General features: G+C 65.4%; 12 protein-coding genes. All 12 read right to left on the bottom strand.

The features are described from left to right. Nucleotides 1-34 precede the first annotated feature (34 nt). The 12 genes from IEC33019_RS07640 to IEC33019_RS07585 all read right to left on the bottom strand — a co-directional run bounded on the left by IEC33019_RS07640 (nucleotide 35) and on the right by IEC33019_RS07585 (nucleotide 16,032). The gene (locus IEC33019_RS07640) at nucleotides 35-1,450 is read right to left on the bottom strand and encodes an aldehyde dehydrogenase family protein (protein ID WP_070090859.1); all 1,416 of its coding nucleotides are present in this window, start codon (nucleotides 1,448-1,450) and stop codon (nucleotides 35-37) included. After that, the gene (locus IEC33019_RS07635) at nucleotides 1,443-2,633 is read right to left on the bottom strand and encodes a pyridoxal phosphate-dependent aminotransferase (protein ID WP_070090860.1); all 1,191 of its coding nucleotides are present in this window, start codon (nucleotides 2,631-2,633) and stop codon (nucleotides 1,443-1,445) included. Before IEC33019_RS07635 ends, IEC33019_RS07640 begins: the two co-directional genes overlap by 8 nt. A gap of 20 nt (nucleotides 2,634-2,653) precedes the next feature. Continuing rightward, entirely contained in the window at nucleotides 2,654-3,883 is a 1,230-nt protein-coding gene (alr, locus tag IEC33019_RS07630; RefSeq protein ID WP_070091016.1) for an alanine racemase, read from the bottom strand. Nucleotides 3,884-3,919: 36 nt separating this feature from the next. Continuing rightward, on the bottom strand, nucleotides 3,920-5,527 hold the full coding sequence (locus IEC33019_RS07625; protein WP_070090861.1) for a 5-guanidino-2-oxopentanoate decarboxylase: 1,608 nt from the start codon (nucleotides 5,525-5,527) through the stop codon (nucleotides 3,920-3,922). Continuing rightward, nucleotides 5,520-7,637, bottom strand: a complete 2,118-nt coding sequence (locus tag IEC33019_RS07620) for an acetate--CoA ligase family protein (RefSeq protein WP_070090862.1) — start codon at nucleotides 7,635-7,637, stop codon at nucleotides 5,520-5,522. Before IEC33019_RS07620 ends, IEC33019_RS07625 begins: the two co-directional genes overlap by 8 nt. 18 nt (nucleotides 7,638-7,655) lie before the next feature. Further along, nucleotides 7,656-8,816, bottom strand: coding sequence for an acyl-CoA dehydrogenase family protein (locus tag IEC33019_RS07615; RefSeq protein WP_070090863.1), 1,161 nt, complete (start codon nucleotides 8,814-8,816; stop codon nucleotides 7,656-7,658). A 33-nt stretch (nucleotides 8,817-8,849) separates the two neighbouring features. Continuing rightward, on the bottom strand, nucleotides 8,850-9,641 hold the full coding sequence (locus tag IEC33019_RS07610; protein ID WP_070090864.1) for an enoyl-CoA hydratase/isomerase family protein: 792 nt from the start codon (nucleotides 9,639-9,641) through the stop codon (nucleotides 8,850-8,852). 311 nt (nucleotides 9,642-9,952) lie between these two features. Then, nucleotides 9,953-11,365 (bottom strand): amino acid permease, encoded by a 1,413-nt coding sequence (locus IEC33019_RS07605; protein ID WP_070090865.1) that lies wholly within the window; start codon nucleotides 11,363-11,365, stop codon nucleotides 9,953-9,955. A gap of 199 nt (nucleotides 11,366-11,564) precedes the next feature. Continuing rightward, nucleotides 11,565-13,820 carry an ATP-binding protein gene (locus tag IEC33019_RS07600; RefSeq protein WP_070090866.1) on the bottom strand — a complete coding sequence of 752 codons (2,256 nt, stop codon included), beginning with the start codon at nucleotides 13,818-13,820 and terminating at the stop codon, nucleotides 11,565-11,567. Continuing rightward, nucleotides 13,817-14,590 carry a substrate-binding periplasmic protein gene (locus IEC33019_RS07595; RefSeq protein WP_070090867.1) on the bottom strand — a complete coding sequence of 258 codons (774 nt, stop codon included), beginning with the start codon at nucleotides 14,588-14,590 and terminating at the stop codon, nucleotides 13,817-13,819. The genes IEC33019_RS07600 and IEC33019_RS07595 overlap by 4 nt, the downstream gene beginning before the upstream one ends. Before the next feature lie 6 nt (nucleotides 14,591-14,596). After that, nucleotides 14,597-15,313: a response regulator gene (locus IEC33019_RS07590; RefSeq protein WP_070090868.1), complete on the bottom strand. Its 717-nt coding sequence runs from the start codon at nucleotides 15,311-15,313 to the stop codon at nucleotides 14,597-14,599. Between the two features lie 74 nt (nucleotides 15,314-15,387). After that, entirely contained in the window at nucleotides 15,388-16,032 is a 645-nt protein-coding gene (locus tag IEC33019_RS07585; RefSeq protein WP_070090869.1) for a TetR family transcriptional regulator C-terminal domain-containing protein, read from the bottom strand. Between the last annotated feature and the right edge of the window lie 144 nt (nucleotides 16,033-16,176).

Raw genomic sequence — 16,176 nt, 5'->3', positions numbered from 1 at the left:
GCCCGCGAATGGGCTGCACAGCAGCCCTCCGGTCTCAGAGCTGAACCGCCTTCACTTCGACGAACTCAGCCAACCCCTCCTCGCCCCACTCCCGCCCGTTCCCGGACTGTTTGTAGCCGCCAAACGGCGCCCGATAATTGAACCCGCCACCATTGACGAAACACTGCCCGGCGCGCAGCTGCCGGGCCAAGGCCAGCCCACGTTCGCGATTGCCCGCCCACACGCCGCTGGACAAGCCGAACGGTGAGTCATTGGCCATCGTGATCGCCTGCTGTTCATCGGCGTACGGGATCAGGCACAGCACCGGCCCGAAGATCTCTTCCTGGGCGATGCGCATGCGGTTGTCGACATCGGCGAACAGCGTCGGCGCGACGTAAAACCCTCGCTCGAACCCAGGCGCGGTCTCGCCACCACACAACAGCCGCGCGCCCTCTTCCTGGCCCAGGCGGACGTAGTCGAGCACCGTGCGTCGTTGCCCTGCCGAACACATCGGCCCGAGAAAACTCTGCGGATCGCGCGGATCGCCCATGACCAGCGAACGCGTCTCGGCGACGGCGATCTCCATGGCCTCAGCGTAGCGCTCGGCCGGCAGCAGCATGCGGGTCAGTGCAGTGCAGGTCTGCCCGGAGTTGATCATCACGTCCTGCACGCCATGGCGCACCGCCGCTTCCAGGTCGGCATCGGCGGTGATCAGCAGCGGCGACTTGCCGCCCAGCTCCAGGCACACTCGCTTGACCGTCGGTGCCGCCGCCTGGGACACCCGCACCCCGGCGCCGGTGGAACCGGTGAACGACACCATGTCCACCTGCGGATGCCGGGCCAGCGCTTCTCCCACCTTCGATCCCGGGCCGCTGACCAGGTTGAACACCCCCGCCGGCAGGCCGATGGCGTCGATCATCTCGGCCAGCAAGAAGGCATGCAGCGGCGTCTCCTGGCTCGGCTTTACCACCACCGTACAACCCGCCGCCAAGGCCGGTGCCAGCTTGCCGATCATCTGGTGCAGTGGGTAGTTCCAGGGGTTGATGAAGGCGCACACGCCCACCGCCTCGCGGTACACCAGCGAGTTGCCGACCTCGCGCACCTCATCCATCAAGCCGGCCAGTTCGACATACTGCTCCAGCCCTGCGATGGGCCCGTCGACCTGCACCATCTGGCACCACTGCACTGGCATACCCAGTTCGCTGGTGATCACATCGGCCATTTCCCCGGCACGGGCACGCAATTGCTCGGCCAAGGCACGGATGTAGCCAGCGCGCCGGCTCGATGGTGTGCGCGACCAGTCAACGAACGCCCTTCGCGCAGCGCTCACCGCCCGCTCCACATCCTGCTCGTCGCCCAGCGGCACGCGGCCTATGGCAACTTCGCTGGCCGGGTCGATGACCTCGGCCATGCCCTGCCCGCTCGGCACCTGCCAGGCGCCGTCGATGTACAGCCGCGAGTACTCACGCATGGGCCTGCTCCTTCATCAGTTCAGCGGCGCAGCGAGCGATGCGTCGGCACGCCTCTTCGAGTGCTTCGGCGCCCACCACCAGACCAAGGCGGATATGCCCGGCGGCGCTCGGGCCGAAGGCCTCGCCCGCCAATACCGATACGCCCTGGCTGTCCAGCAGGCGGTCGGCGAAGGCCTGGGCACTGAGGCCCGTTTCACGGATATCGACCATCACGAACATGCCGCCATCAGGCTTGAGCGCCTTGATGCCCGGGCAACCGGCCAGTCGCTCGCAAACCAGGTCACGGCGCTGGCGATACGCCAGGCGCATGGCCTCCAGCTCCGGCAATTGCTGCTCCAGCGCCGCCACCGCAGCGTCCTGGATGAAGTCGGGCGAGCCATAGAGCATGCATAGGGCGAGGTTTTCCAAGTGGCCGGCCAACGCGACAGAGCCGACCACCCAGCCCACTCGCCAGCCGGTCATGGCGTGGGATTTGGACAGGCTGTTGAGGGTCGCGGTGCGCTCGGCCATGCCCGGCAGGCTGCCGGGGCTGACATGCTCGCCGTCATACAAAAGCTCGCTGTACACCTCATCGGAGATAAGCCACAGGTCATGGGCGATACACAGTTCAGCCAGCGCTTCCCAGGTGGCACGCGGCAGGCTCGCGCCGGAGGGGTTGTGCGGGCTGTTGAGCGCCAGGGCGCGAGTCCGCGGGGTGATGCGCGCCGCCACATCCTCGGGGCACACGCGGAAGCCGTTCTCCGGTTTGACCGGCACCGGCACCACCGTGGCGCCACAGACGCCGAACACCGCCTCGTAGGTCACGTACATGGGCTCGGCGACGATCACCTCGTCGCCCGGATCGAGCAGGCATTGAGCCACGCAGAACAGCGCGCACTGCGCACCGGCCAGCACCGTGACCTGGTCGGCGCTCACCGCCTGGCCACTGCGCTGCTGGTGACGACGGGCGATCGCCTGGCGCAAGGCCAGCTTACCGCGCACGTCGGAGTAATGGGTGTGGCCATCGCGCAGGCTGTCGATGGCCGCCTCGACGATGGGCGCCGGCGTGTCGAAATCCGGGTCGCCCACCGACAGCAGCAGGACATCCTTGCCCTCGGCCTGCATCGCCAGGGCGCGGTAGTGGATCTCCCAGGCAGCGGCACCGTCGCCGGCAATGCGTTGGGTCAGCTTGGCAAAGCGCATGAGCGTCTCCTATGAAGGCTTCAGTCGACGAGGATTTTCGGGTTCGCACTGCCCCAGACCGTGTACAGGTCGGCCAGCAGTGCATCGTTGATTTCTTCCATTTCGCCCTGGGTGATTTCACCGCCGGCCTGCTTGCCGAACAGCACCGCCTCGTTACCGTTCTTGACGTCAGGGAAGTCAGTGACATCCACCATCAGGGTGTTCATCGACACCTTGCCCACCACCGGCACGCGATGGCCGTTGATCAGCACATGGCCTTTGTTGGTGAACACCCGGCGATAGCCGTCGGAATACCCAACGGTGATGTTGGCCAGGCGCGAGTCACGGGCCAGGGTGAAGGTGCGGTCATAGCCGACGGTATTGCCGGCCGGGTAACTGTGCACGGCAGCGACGCGAGACTTGAACTGCATGGCGCGACGGTATTCGGTGCGAGTCGGCACGGTGTCGCCGAACAGCGCACCGCCGGTGCGGACCATGTCCAGGCGTGACTCCGGTACTTCCAGGGTGGCGAACGAGTTGGCCGCGTGCAGGGTCAGCTTGCTGCGGTCGAGCTTGGCGTGCTTGATCAGCCAGTCGCTCTGTTCCTTGAAGGCCGCCAGCCCCTTGCGCACATCATCTTTGTCCTCGACGGCGAAGTGGGTCATCAGAGCGACCAGCTCCAGGTTCGGCTGTTCGGCGATTTCCAGCGCTTCGCCACGGCCCGACCAACTGGCCATTTCCACGCCGTTGCGGCTCATGCCACTGGAGTTCAGGGCCAGGTGGATGCGCAGGGTCTTGCCGTGGCGCTGGGCGATCGCCGCCACCTGGCGGGCGAACTCGGCGCTGCCGACCAGTTCGTCCATGTTGTATTGCAAGGCGTCTTCCACCTCGCTCACGCTGGCCAGGCGCACCCGCACCAGTTGGCCTTGGAAACCACTGGCACGGACGACGCGGGCTTCCTCGTTGCTGGCCACCGCTACGCAGGGCACGTCCATGGCGATGATCGAGGGCATCACCAGGCCGATGCCGTGGCCATAGGCGTCAGCCTTGAGCACCGCGCACAGCTTGGACTTGCCGTTGAGCTCCGTCTGCAGGGTACGGATGTTGTGTTCGATGGCGCCTTTGCTGATCTCGACCCAGGCGTTGCTGTTCTGGATGGTCATGGCGTTGACGCCGTTGTCCATGGACAACGGCGGCGCCGCGTACAGAGGGGTCTGGGCGGTCGCCAGCAGGGCCAGGGAAGCTGCCAGGAGGGTGCGGTGGAATGGCATCATGCTTGTTCTCTTTTTATTGTTCTGAAGGTGCGATCAACGGGCACAGGCGTGCTTGAGTTCGATGAAGGTCACGCCCGGCGTGGCGAAACCCTTGGTCAGGTCGGCTTGCAGCTCATCCAGGCTGCGCGGCTGGCACACGGCGCAGCCAAAGGCACGGGCCAGGCCGATGAAGTCTGGGTTGCGCGGCAGCACACCGATCGGCTCGATATCCAGGCCGAGCATGTCGTCACGAATCTGCCCCAGGGCGTCGTTGTTCCACAGCAGCACCACCAGCGGGCGGTCGAGCTCTTCGACGGCGGTGGCCAGCTCCTGCGCGGTATAGAGGAAGCCGCCATCGCCCACCAGCACCAGGCCAGGGCGGTGATCGGTGGCGAACATACCGCCGATGCCGGCCGGCAGGCCGTAGCCCAAGGTGCCGTAGCCGGTGGGGTGCAACCAGCTGCGCGGCGCCCGACTGGCGAAGGCGTAATTGCCGGTGTAGGCCAGCTGGGTCATATCGGTGCTGACAAAGGCGTTATCTGGCAGCACAGCGGCGATACGGTCGAGAATCGCCTGATGAATCGCCTGCAGCGGCGCATGAGCTGCCCGGATCGCCTGGCGCAGTCCCTCAACGGCCTCGATGGCCGCGCTGGCATCACGGGAGACCTGCGGCAGGTGCTCCAGCAGGCCGGCCAAGGTCTGCCGGGCATCGCCGTGCAGCGCGATGGCACAGGGGTAGAAGTCGTTGAACTTACGTGGGTCGATATCCACCCGCAGCAGCTCGCCGCCCAGCGGCAGGCGCTCGCGCCAGAAATCGGTATCGGCCATCTCGGTGCCCACCGCCAGCACCACATCAGCCTCGCTGATCATCTGCCAGCCAGGTTCGACGCACAGGCTGGCACCGGCATTGAGCGGCGCCTGCGGGGCCAGCAAGCCCTTGCCGGCAACGCTGGTGAACACTGGCGCGGCCAGACGTTCGCTCAGTTGCGCAAGCTCGGGCGCGGCGTGCAAGGCGCCCCCGCCCGCGATGATCATCGGGCGCTTGGCGTTGGCCAGCTTGACGGCGGCTTGATCCAGGCTGTCGCGATCCGGCAGGCCGCGCCCCGGGCGACGCACCACGTCCTGGCTCCAGTCGCGGGCGACGGGAGCGGCCAGCACGTCCAGCGGCACCGAGATGTGCACCGGGCGCGGACGCTCACTGTCGAACACCGCCCAGGCCCGTGCGATCAGCTCGGGCAGGTCCTCGGCGCTCAGGGCCACGGCGGAGAACGCGGTGATCGGCGCGGTCATGGCGCGCTGGTCCTGGGTTTCGTGCAGGCAGCCCCAGCCTTTGCCCAGGCTTGCAGTGTGGTTGACGCTGGAAATCACCAGCATCGGGATGGAATCGGCGTAGGCCTGGCCGATGGCCGTGGCGGCATTGGTCACGCCAGGGCCGGTAATGACGAAGCACACCCCTGGCTTGCCGCTGACACGCGCATAGCCATCGGCCATGAAGCCCGCACCCTGTTCATGACGGGTCAGTACATGGCGGATGCCGCTGCCCGGCAGGCCCCGGTACAGCTCCAGGGTGTGCACCCCAGGGATGCCGAACACGGTATCGACCCCATAGTTGCCCAGCAGCCGCACCAGGGCCTGGCCGCCAGTCAAAGGACGTTCATGCATGTTGTTCTCCTTGCGCCTGGCCGAGGCGGATCAGCGCGTCGACCGCGGTGGTGCCTTGGGCACCGACCATCAATGGGTTCACGTCCAGCTCCAGCAACTGGCTGGCGTTTTCGCAGGCGTAGTCGGCCACGGCGCGGATCGCCGCCACCAGGGCGTCGAGGTCGGCGCAAGGTCGGCCACGGAAGCCTTGCAGCAGAGCGGCGCTGCGCAGCCCCAGCACGGCATCGCGGATCGCGCCGTCGGTGGTGGGCAGCAGCAGATTGACGCTGTCCTTGAGCAGCTCCACCAGCACACCACCGGCCCCGATCACCAGGGCCAAGGCGAAGTCGTCTTCGCGCTTGATACCCACGATCAGCTCGGCCAGAGGGGCCTGGGCCATGGGTTCGAGCAGCACCTGATCGAACGGCACCTCTGGTGCGTAGGCCGCGATGCGCCCGCGCATCTGCTCGAGCGCCGCGTGCAAGGCATCGGCATCGCGCAGGTTGAGCGCCACCGCGCCCGCTTCGGTCTTGTGCGGCAATTGCGCGCTGACGGCTTTGAGCACCAGCGGGTAGCCGACGCGGGCGGCATCTTCGAGCGCCTGCTCGGGCGTGCTCAGCACGCCCGCCGGCACCGGCAGACCAAAGGCCCGCAGCGCTTGCTTGGACTGCCATTCATCGAGCAGCCGCGTCTGGCCCGGCAGTGCCTGCGGGCACAGCGGCACCAAGGCTGACTCGCCCAACGCCAACAGACGCTGGCGGTTGCGCTGGTAGGCGACGATCCGCCCCCAGGCCGCCAGGCCATCCTCCACCCCCTGCAACGCGGCAATGCCACGCGCATGCAGGCGTTCGCGGGCGCTGGCCGGCAACAGTTCGGGGAAGGCGGAGGTGACGAAGCCGATCTTGCCGTGGCGCTGCAACGCATCGCAGTACAGCCCCAGCAGCAGGTCGCACTCCTTGCGCTCGCCGGTGAACTCCGCTGGGTAGTCCAACACCAGCATGGCGGCGTCGGCATCGCTTCGCAGGGCGCTGTCGAGCATGCGCTCCAGCGCCGCGCCATCGCCCCAGATCGCGGTAGTGAAGTCCAGTGGGTTGACCAGGTTGGCATAGGCCGGCAGCACCTGAGCCAGTTCATCGACTTGCCCTTGCTCCAGCTTGGGCAGGGCCAGGTGGTTGCGCTCGGCGTAGTCGGCGATCAGGCCGGCATCGCCACCGGAACAAGCCAGGGCGATCAGTCGGCCGTCCTTGGGCAGATGCCCGCAGGCAGCGGCCTTGAGGGTTTCGGCAAAGCTCACCGGGCCGCTCACGCGGATCACGCCCAGGCGCTGGAACAGGCTGTCGTACAGGGCATCGGAGCCGGACAACGAGCTGGTATGGCTCAGCGCAAGCTCGGCGCCGATCTGCGATACGCCAGTCTTCAGGGCGATGATCGGGATGCCCTGCTCCAGCGCCTTGTGCGCGGCACGGGCAAAGCCCGGTACGTTCTTCAAGCCTTCCAGGTGCAAGCCGATGGCGGTCACGCGTGGGTCGTCGAGCAACACGTCCATCAGCTCAGCCACGCCCAACTGCGCCTGGTTGCCCACCGAGGCCATGTAGGCCACCGGCAGCGAGCGGTCGCTCATGGACAAGTTGTAGGCGAAGTTACCGCTCTGAGTTAGGATCGCCACGCCCTTCTCCACCTGCTTGCCGCCATGGGCCACCGGCCACAGGGCGGCGCCATGCAGGTAGTCGAGCAGGCCATAGCAGTTGGGGCCGAGCAAGGCCATGGAACCGGCCGCCTCGATCAGGCGTTGTTGCAGCTCGCGCCCCTGCTCGCCGCTCTCGGCAAAGCCTGAGGCGTAGCAGATGGCGCCACCGGCGCCCCGCGCGGCCAGGTCCTTGACGCATTGCAGGGTGAGGTCACGGTTGGTGGCGATGAACACCGCATCCGGTGCGCAGGGCAGCTCGGCCACGCTGGGCACGCATGGTACGCCATCGAGGCTTTCATGCTGCGGGTTCACCAGCCACATCTGGCCGGTGAAGCCGCCTTCGGCGCAGCGCTTGAGCGCCCGCGCCATGCTGCGCCCGCCGACGAAGGCCAGGTGCCTTGGCGCCAGCAGGCGCTTGAGGTTGTCACGAATCGAGTGCGACATGGGCAATCTCCAGGCTGATCAGCGCAGCAACGGACGCAGCAGTTCGCGGGAAATGATGTGCCGCTGGATTTCGGATGTGCCTTCCCAGATCCGCTCGATCCGCGCGTTACGCCAGATGCGCTCGACCGGCCCTTCATCCATCAGGCCCATGCCGCCGAAGATCTGCACGGCCTCGTCGGCCACCTTGCCCAGCACTTCACTGGCGAACAGCTTGGCCATGCCGGCCTCACCGTCGGTCATGGTGCCCTGGTCCATCTTCCAGGCGGTATGCAGGGTCAGCAGTTCCGCGGCGCGGATCTGGGTGGCCATGTCGGCGAGCTTGAACGACACCCCTTGGTAGCTGCCGATGGCCTGGCCAAACTGCTTGCGGTCGGCGGACCACTGCAGGGACAGGTCCAGGGCGCGCTGGGCCTGGCCCACGCAGTTGGCGGCGACCATCACCCGGCCTGCGGTGAGCCAGGCGTTGGCCACTTCCCAGCCTTTGTCCACTTCGCCCAGCACTTTGCTGGCTGGCACGCGGCAGTCGTCGAAGAACAGCTCATAGGTGTGATAACCACGGTTGCTCACGCACTTGGGGCCGCGGCGGATGGTCATGCCTGGGGTGCCCCGGTCGACCAGCAAGGCGGTCACGGCGTTGCGTTTGCGGCCGTTGTGCTCGTAGGTGTCGGTGACCGCGAAGACGATGGCGAAGTCGGCGTGGCCGGCGTGGCTGATGAAGTGCTTGCTGCCATTGATGACGAAGTCGTCACCGTCGCGCACGGCGCGGGTCTTGATGGCATTGGCATCGGAGCCGGCGCCCGGCTCGGTCAGGGCGAAGCAGTCGATCTTCTCGCCTTGCACGCACGGCAGCAGGTAGTCGTTGATCTGCTCGTCCTTGCAAGCCATCAGGATCTTCGAGGGGCGCGCGACGAACACGTGCAAGGCCCAGGAAACCTTGGACAGCTCACGCTCGATCAGCGCCTGGGACAGGTAGTCCAGGCCGCCGCCACCAACTTCCTCGGGCATGTTGAAGGCATAGAACCCCGCCGCGATCGCCTTGCCGCGGATCTGCGCCGCCAGCTCCGGCGACACCGCATCGGCGCGGTCCACCTCTTCCTCATAGGGCAGCAGCTCCTTGTTCACGAAGCTGCGTACCGCTTCCACCAACATTTCTTGTTCTTGGGTCAGTTGGAAATTCATCTGGAATCGTCCTGAAGAAGGTCGTGTAAGGGGTTATTTGCCAACGAATTCTGGTGCACGTCTTTCGACCGAGGCTCGCAGCGCTTCGGCGCCATCCTGGCTGCGTCCGCACAAAAGCCCAGCGGCGAGTTCGGCCTGCAGCTGCTCGCTCAAGGTGCGCTGGGCGCCGTCGCGGATCAGGCGTTTGGTCTGGGCGTAGGCGAAGGTCGGGCCCTTGGCCAGGCGAGCCGCCAGCTCGGCGGAGACAGTCGCCAGTTGCTCATCGGCGCACACCTCGCTCACCAGCCCGGCGGCCAAGGCGCGCTCGGCGCCCCACAGCTCGTCGAGGAACAACAGACGCTTGGCCTGCTCGGTGCCGATCAGCCGCGGCAGGTGCCAGCTGGCGCCAGCGTCGGGGCTGTAGGCCATGCTGGTGTAACCGGCTTTGAAGCGCGCCGAGGCTGCGGCGATGCGCAGGTCGCAGCACAGGCTAAGGTCCATCCCGGCGCCGACGGCCGTGCCGTTGATGGCGGCGATAGTGGGTTTGTCCAGGCTGTGCAGGCGCTGCATCAGGGCATGGGCGGTCTCGGTCCAGCCGTAGCTTTCCAGGGCGCCGCGGGCTTCGGCCTCGGCCCATTCGGCCAGGTCGGCGCCGGCGCAGAAGCTGCGTCCGGTGCCGGTCAGCACCACGACGCGCACGGCCGGATCGGTGTTGAAGGCTTCCAGCAGTGCGTGCAGTTGCTTGAGGCTGGGGATGTCCAACGCATTGCGTTGCTCAGGGCGATTCAGGGTGATCCAGGCAACGCCGGCTTCGACCTTGCTCAGCAGTGAGGACGGGCTAGTCATGGGAGGCCTCGATGTTGTTGTGGTGGTTATGAGGGGAACGACTTGAGGGAGATACTAAACAAGTGTTCAGCAAGACGGCAATCGGGGGCTGAGTTGCTGTAACAAATCAATTAATCGCAATAACCTATTGTTTTATAGGCATTTTTATTAGGGAGAATCAGTTTGGAGGCGTCGGTTGTTACAACTTCGTACAACTGTGATTTTTCGCTGACAGCGCCAAAGCATTCGCGGGTAAACCCGCCCCCACAGGGCTAGCACAACACCCAGTAGGAGCGGGTTTACCCGCGAAGAGGTACGACATCACGGCGTCGTCAGACGCCAGGTGCGCTAGGCTCGAACGCCCCCTGCCGGCGACGGTTGATCAGGAAGTACGCCGCGTAGCACAAGGCAATGAAACCAAAGCCCCAGTACAGCGACGGGCGTTGGGTCTCGTCCAAAGCCAGGAACACGAACAGCGAACTGCACAGGGTGATGCACAGCAGCGGCACCAGCGGATACATCGGCGAACGGTACTTGAGGTCCTCAAGCTTGCCACCCTCACGCAGGAAGGCCTTGCGGAAGCGGTACTGGGCCAGGGCAATGACGATCCAGGTCACGGTGCCGGACATCCCGCTCACCGCCATCAACACCATGAACAGGGTGTCGGCGGCGACGAAGCTGGTCATCAGCGAAACCAAAGCGAAGCACAGGGTGATGCTCAGCGCCCGCAGTGGCACGCCGCGTTTGCTCAGTGGAGACAGGCTCTTGGGCGCCATGCCGGTCTTGGACATGGCCCAGAGGATGCGCGTGGAGGCATACAGGCCGGAGTTACCCACCGACAGGATGGCGGTGAGGATCACGAAGTTCATCAGATCCGCCGCGTAGGGGATGCCGACCATGTCGAACACTTGCACGAACGGGCTTTCCATCAGGCCGGCTTGCTCGTAGGGCACGATGGCCGACAGCACGGCAATGGCCAGCACATAGAAGATCAGCACGCGGAACACCACGTTGCGCACCGCACGGGGGATGCTCTTCTCCGGATGCTCGGTCTCGCCTGCCGCCACGCCCATGATCTCGCAGCCCTGGAAGGCGTAGACCACGGTCATCATTACAGCGAACACCGCCGACAGCCCATGGGGGAACAGCGAATCGCCAATCAAGTTGTCGAGCATCGGTGCCGGCGCGCCGCTGCTCAGAGGGATGCCACCGAAGATCACCAACAGGCCGATAACGATAAAGCCCAGGATGGTCGCGACCTTGATGCCCGAGAACCAGTATTCGGCCTCACCGAAGGCGCGGGTGGCCAGGGCATTGAGGCCGAACAGCACGGCGACGAACAGCGCCGACCAGTACCAGATCGGCACCTCCGGGAACCACCGGGTCATCAACATGCCCGCAGCGGTGAACTCCAGGCCCACGGTGGTGGCCCAGCTCATCCAGTACACCCAGCCGATCATGAACCCTGTGGCCGGGCCGATGTATTTGGTGGCATGGGCCTGGAACGAGCCGGACACCGGCATCTGCACCGACAGCTCACCCAGGCAGACCATCACCAGATACATCAGCAGGCCCGCGACCAGGTACGCCAGGATCGCCCCCACCGGGCCGCCTTGGTTGATGGTGACCCCCGACCCCATGAACAGACCGGTGCCGATCACCCCGCCCAGCGACAGCATGAAAATGTGCCGGCTCTTGAGCGCACGGGTCAGTTGGATGCCTTTGCGTTCGGTGGTTTCAGACATGGCGCACCTCGACTGGGCAGGCGCGCTGGGCGGGCAATAAATCAAGGAGGACTTCAGCTTTACGGCATTTCATTATTCTTATCTCCAATAAGCCTCATGGACCGTGTGGAGCACGGTTGCCATCGATTATTGGAAACGGATGTAAGACGCCGTTGTACGGACGGATCGAAGATGTAAAAAGTCGTAACTTTTTTGTACGTCAGCCCTGGATCAGCTGTTCCAGAGTGGCGCGGGCCTGGCGGATCTGCTCTGCCAGCGGTTCGTTCAAGGCCTCGAACGCCGCCGCATCGCCCTTCAGCCCGGCGTCCTCCAGGCACCGCAGCGCCGTCGCCAGCCCAGCAAAGCCCAGGGAATCGCAACTGCCCGCCAGGCGGTGGGCCAAATGGACCACCTCTGTGCAATCGCAGGCCTTCAGCGCCTCGCCCAGCGCCGCGTCATGCTGTTCGATCGCCTGGCGCAGTACTATCAGCAGGCCTTGCAGTTTCTGCTCGCCCAGCAAGGTGCGATGGGTCTGCAACAAGGCCCAGTCCATCGACGTCGCTGGCGCCACTGTTTGCACGGCGGGCGTCACGTCAGCCAACGCTGCGCGCAGGCTATCGAGCTTCAACGGCTTGGCCAGTACGCCTTGCATCCCGGCTTCCAGGTAACCGGGTACCTGTGCTGGCTGCACACCGGCGGTCAAAGCCAGGATGCGAGTCTGGCGGTTGAGCCCTGGCGTGGTACGGATCAGCCGGCATAGCTCCACCCCGTTCATGCCGGGCAGATGCACGTCCAGCAGGATCAGGTCGAACCGGCGCTCGGCGCAGGCCTGAAGCGCCTGTTGGGCATCCTCGGCGAAATCGACCTGATGGCCATCCCGGGTGAGCAGCCCATCGGCCACTTCGCGGTTCAGGGCCACGTCCTCGACCACCAGGATCTTCAAAGGTGCGAGCCCCTGACTCACCGGCGCCTGTGTCTCGGGCTGCCGGCCACAGGCCAAGTCCAGTTCGAACCAGAAGCAGCTGCCCTGCCCTTCGACGCTGTCCAGCCCGATGCGCCCGCCCAGTTTCTCCACCAGGTGCTTGCAGATCGCCAAACCCAGCCCCGTACCGCCATAGCGCCTGGCCACGGCTTCGCTGGCCTGGGTGAAGCGATCGAAGATCTTCGCCTGCATCGCCGGGGCGATGCCAATGCCATCGTCGCTGACCATGACCCGCACCCGTTGCGGATCCGCCCCCTGCGCCAGCACCTGCACATCCAGGGTCACCTGCCCGCGTTCGGTGAATTTGATGGCGTTGGCCAACAGGTTGCTCAATACCTGTCGCAGGTATTGTTCGGCGCCATGCTGGAATTGCGCCAGTCGCTCATCGATGTGGCAGTGCAGGCGGTTGCCGTTGTCCACCGCCCTGGGCTCGAGCAGGGTCATGACCTCTTGGCATAACTGGCGCAGAGAGAAGTCGACGCTTTCCGGACGGCTCTCGCCTTCTTCCAGGCGGGCGAAATAGAGCACTTCGTTGAGAATCGCCAGCAACCCCTCGCCTGCCTTGTACAACGCCTCCAGGCGTTGCCGGTCGCGAGGGTCGAGGCTGCCACCGCGCAGCAGCTCGGCCATGCCGAGGATGCCGTTGAGCGGCGTGCGCAATTCATGGCTCATGGTCGCCAGGAACCTGGACTTGGCCAGGTTGGCGGCCTCGGCCTCGTCCTTGGCCCGAGCCAGGCTGGCGGTGCGCCGCTCGACCATCGCCTGCAGTTCATCACGTTTGTCCTGCAAGGCCAGGCGGTCCAGTTCGCGGCGCTCGATGTCGCTGAGGATGGCCCGGCGCATGTCATCCAGGGCATGGGCCACGGTGTCGATCTCGTCCGGGCGCGCCGAGCGGCGACGTGCCAGGCGCAACGGCTCCTGCCACTGCCCTGCGCCGATGCGCCGGGCGAACTCGGCCATCACTTGCAGGTGACGGGTCACCAGGCGGTAGAACAGCCCCGACAACGCCACCGCCAGGCCGCAGAGAAACACACCCATCCAGAGCAAACTGGCCAGCCCCGTGGCGAACAACCGCCGATGCACCGCCCCCAGGTCAATGCTCACCTCAAGCTCCCCCAGGTGCCTCGCAGGCCCCGAGGGTGGCTGGTAATCCAGGGCGAAACGCTCGATGCGCAGCGGCCCCTTGGGCGTGGGCTCGCCGCGCAACAACCTGAAGTCATCGCTGATCAGCCGCACCCGCGCCACATCGGAAAAGTCCACCAGGCCACGCAGTTGCACGTCCAGTTGCGCCTCGTCCAGATCCCACAGGCTGCGCTCCAGGCTTGCCAGGTAGCCGGCGCGAATCAACGCCATGCGCGCCTCGATATCGCGCATCTCCCGGCGGTACTCGAAGTACAACTGGACGGAGCTTGCCAGCACGGTGAAACACAAGCTGAACAGGAAGATGAACAGCAGCAGGCGGCGCAGCAGGCCGTCGGTGTGCAGGCGGATCATCGCGCGTCCGCCGGCAGGTTGATCATGTCTCGGTAGGTCACTTCGCTCTGCTCCAACCAGCGCTGGATCTCGCCGGCCTCGGTCATTTGCCGCAGTTGGGCATCAATGGCATCCATTCGCTGGCTCAACGGGGAATGCCGGGACACCGCAACGCGCAGATAGTCCACGCTCAGCGCCGGCGGCAAGGCGCGGATGTCTTTGGCGCCGGGCAGGTGCTCGACGAACAGCTCACCGGTGCGTCGCTCCTGGATCACGAAGTCGATACGGCCACGGATCAGCTTGCCGAAGTTCTGCTGGCTGGAAGACACCCATTCGATGTTCTGATGCCGAGCCACGAAACGGTCGAACTCAGGCCCATAGCTTTCGCCATAGAGCAGCCCGCCCCGGTAACTGGCCAGATCGTCCAGGCGCTCGAAGCGCACCGGCCGGCGCTGGTTGACGAACACCGCCACCTCCTCGCGCAGCACCGGCACCTTGGAAAAGCGCATGCCCTGGTCGCGCTGATCGCTGTTGTAGGCCAGCACCACATCGACCCGGCCTGCGGCTGCATCCATCAGGCAGCGCTTCCAGTTGCCCAGCACGACGATCTCGACCTCGTAGCCCAGACGCCCGAACAGTTCGCGGACCACGGTCGGCGCCAGGCCTCGGACCTGGCGGCCGTCACTCCAGGAGATCGGCGGGTACACCGGGTAGTCGCAGTAGCGGATGCGCTCGCCAGCCACGCCGTGCAGGCTCACCAGCATCAGGGCCAGCGCGCGCAAGCGGCCCATGGGGGGTCAGGCCGCCACGCTGGCAGTGAACAAATAGCCGGTGCCGTGAATGGTGATGATCAGGTGCGGCTCGGCCGGGTCGTCATGCAGCTTGCGCCGCAGGCGCCCGACGAGCACGTCGATGGAGCGGTCATTGGGCACCCATTCGCGATTGCGGATCTGGTCCATCAATTGGTCGCGGGTCAGGGTGTGGCCGCTGTTGCGCAGGAACACGCTGAGCAGCTGGAACTCGCCATGGGTCAGTAAGGTTTCCGCGCCGCGCGGGTCGATCAGGCGGCGGCGGTCGGTGTCCAGCGCCCAGTCGGCGAACTGCTTGAGCGACTGCACGCAGGCTGGCGCGGGTTGGGCGACGCGAGCATGGCGCACGCGACGAATCAGGTTCTTGGCGCGCGAGACCAGCTCGCGTGGATTGAGGGGCTTGATCACATAGTCGTCGGCGCCGCACTCCAGGCCGACAATGCGGTCGATGTCGTCGTTGCGGCCGGTGATCAGGATGATGCCGACCTCCGAGCGCACCCGCAGCTCACGAGTCAAGGTCAGGCCGTCTTTGCCCGGCAGGCGGATGTCCAGCAGCACCAGGTCGACATCCTGGCTGGTGAGGAAAGCATCGGCCTGTTCGGCGGTGTCGGCACAGTGGACGTCATAGCCTTCCTGGGACAGGTAGGCGTGCAGCAAGTCGCGAATAATCGGATCGTCATCGACGATCAGTACCCGAGGCGTCATTGCGTGTTGTCTCTTTTTTATAGGTGTTGTTCATCGAACCCGCGGCAGCAGCGTACTCGTTACTGAACAGGCGATCAACAGCCCTCGCTGATACTGAAGCGACGTCGGCCGCCTGCCTGAAGCCCATCGACCCAGGCCTCGCAGATCAGCACGCCCTGCTCCGGCGAGAACGTCCCCGGGTTGAGCCCGGACTCCAGCCACAATCCGTCGAGCAAGGCACTGAGGCTGATGGCCGCAAGGTCCGCATCGAACCCCTCCCAGCCCTCCTCCGAGGCCAGTGACGCCAACAGTTGGCTCAGTTCGTTGCGGTATTCGCCGTAGGAATGGTCATGCACCTGGTTGATCGCCTCAGCCGTCTTAACCGCGCCCCAGAACGCCAGCCAGGCGTCGAGCAGCTTGGGGTCGAGCACGTCCGAGCCAAACGATGCGCGAAAGAACGCTGACAGCCGCTCGCGGGCATTGGGCGCAGCTTTGGCCATGGCCTCGCGCAACAAGCCCATGACCCGCCCGGTGACCGCCATGTAGGCATCGGCCACCAGTTCGTCCTTGCCCGAGTAGTGGTGGCTGATCAGCCCCACCGACACCCCCGCCTCGGCAGAGATCTTGCGAATCGAGGCGCCCTGGAAGCCGTGCCGTTTCAGGCACACCAGCGTCGCCTCGACCAGGTTGGCTTTGCGCAGTTCCGGCAGCATGCGGTTGTAGCGGGCTTCCTGACTCATCGGTGCTCCTGGAAAAAACAGCGTTATCGAGTTGGCACGCGCCTGTGGCTGCGGCGATTTTCATTCTCTCTGCGCCAGGGAGACTGGGGGCCCCACAAGGGGACTAGTCTGGCTGAACGACTGTACAACAAGCCAAGCACCGTG

It is taken from the genome of Pseudomonas putida (assembly GCF_002741075.1).
Taxonomy (GTDB): domain Bacteria; phylum Pseudomonadota; class Gammaproteobacteria; order Pseudomonadales; family Pseudomonadaceae; genus Aquipseudomonas; species Aquipseudomonas putida_T.
Note: the sequence above shows the minus strand (reverse complement) of the source record. Positions and strands in the feature narration are given on the sequence as shown.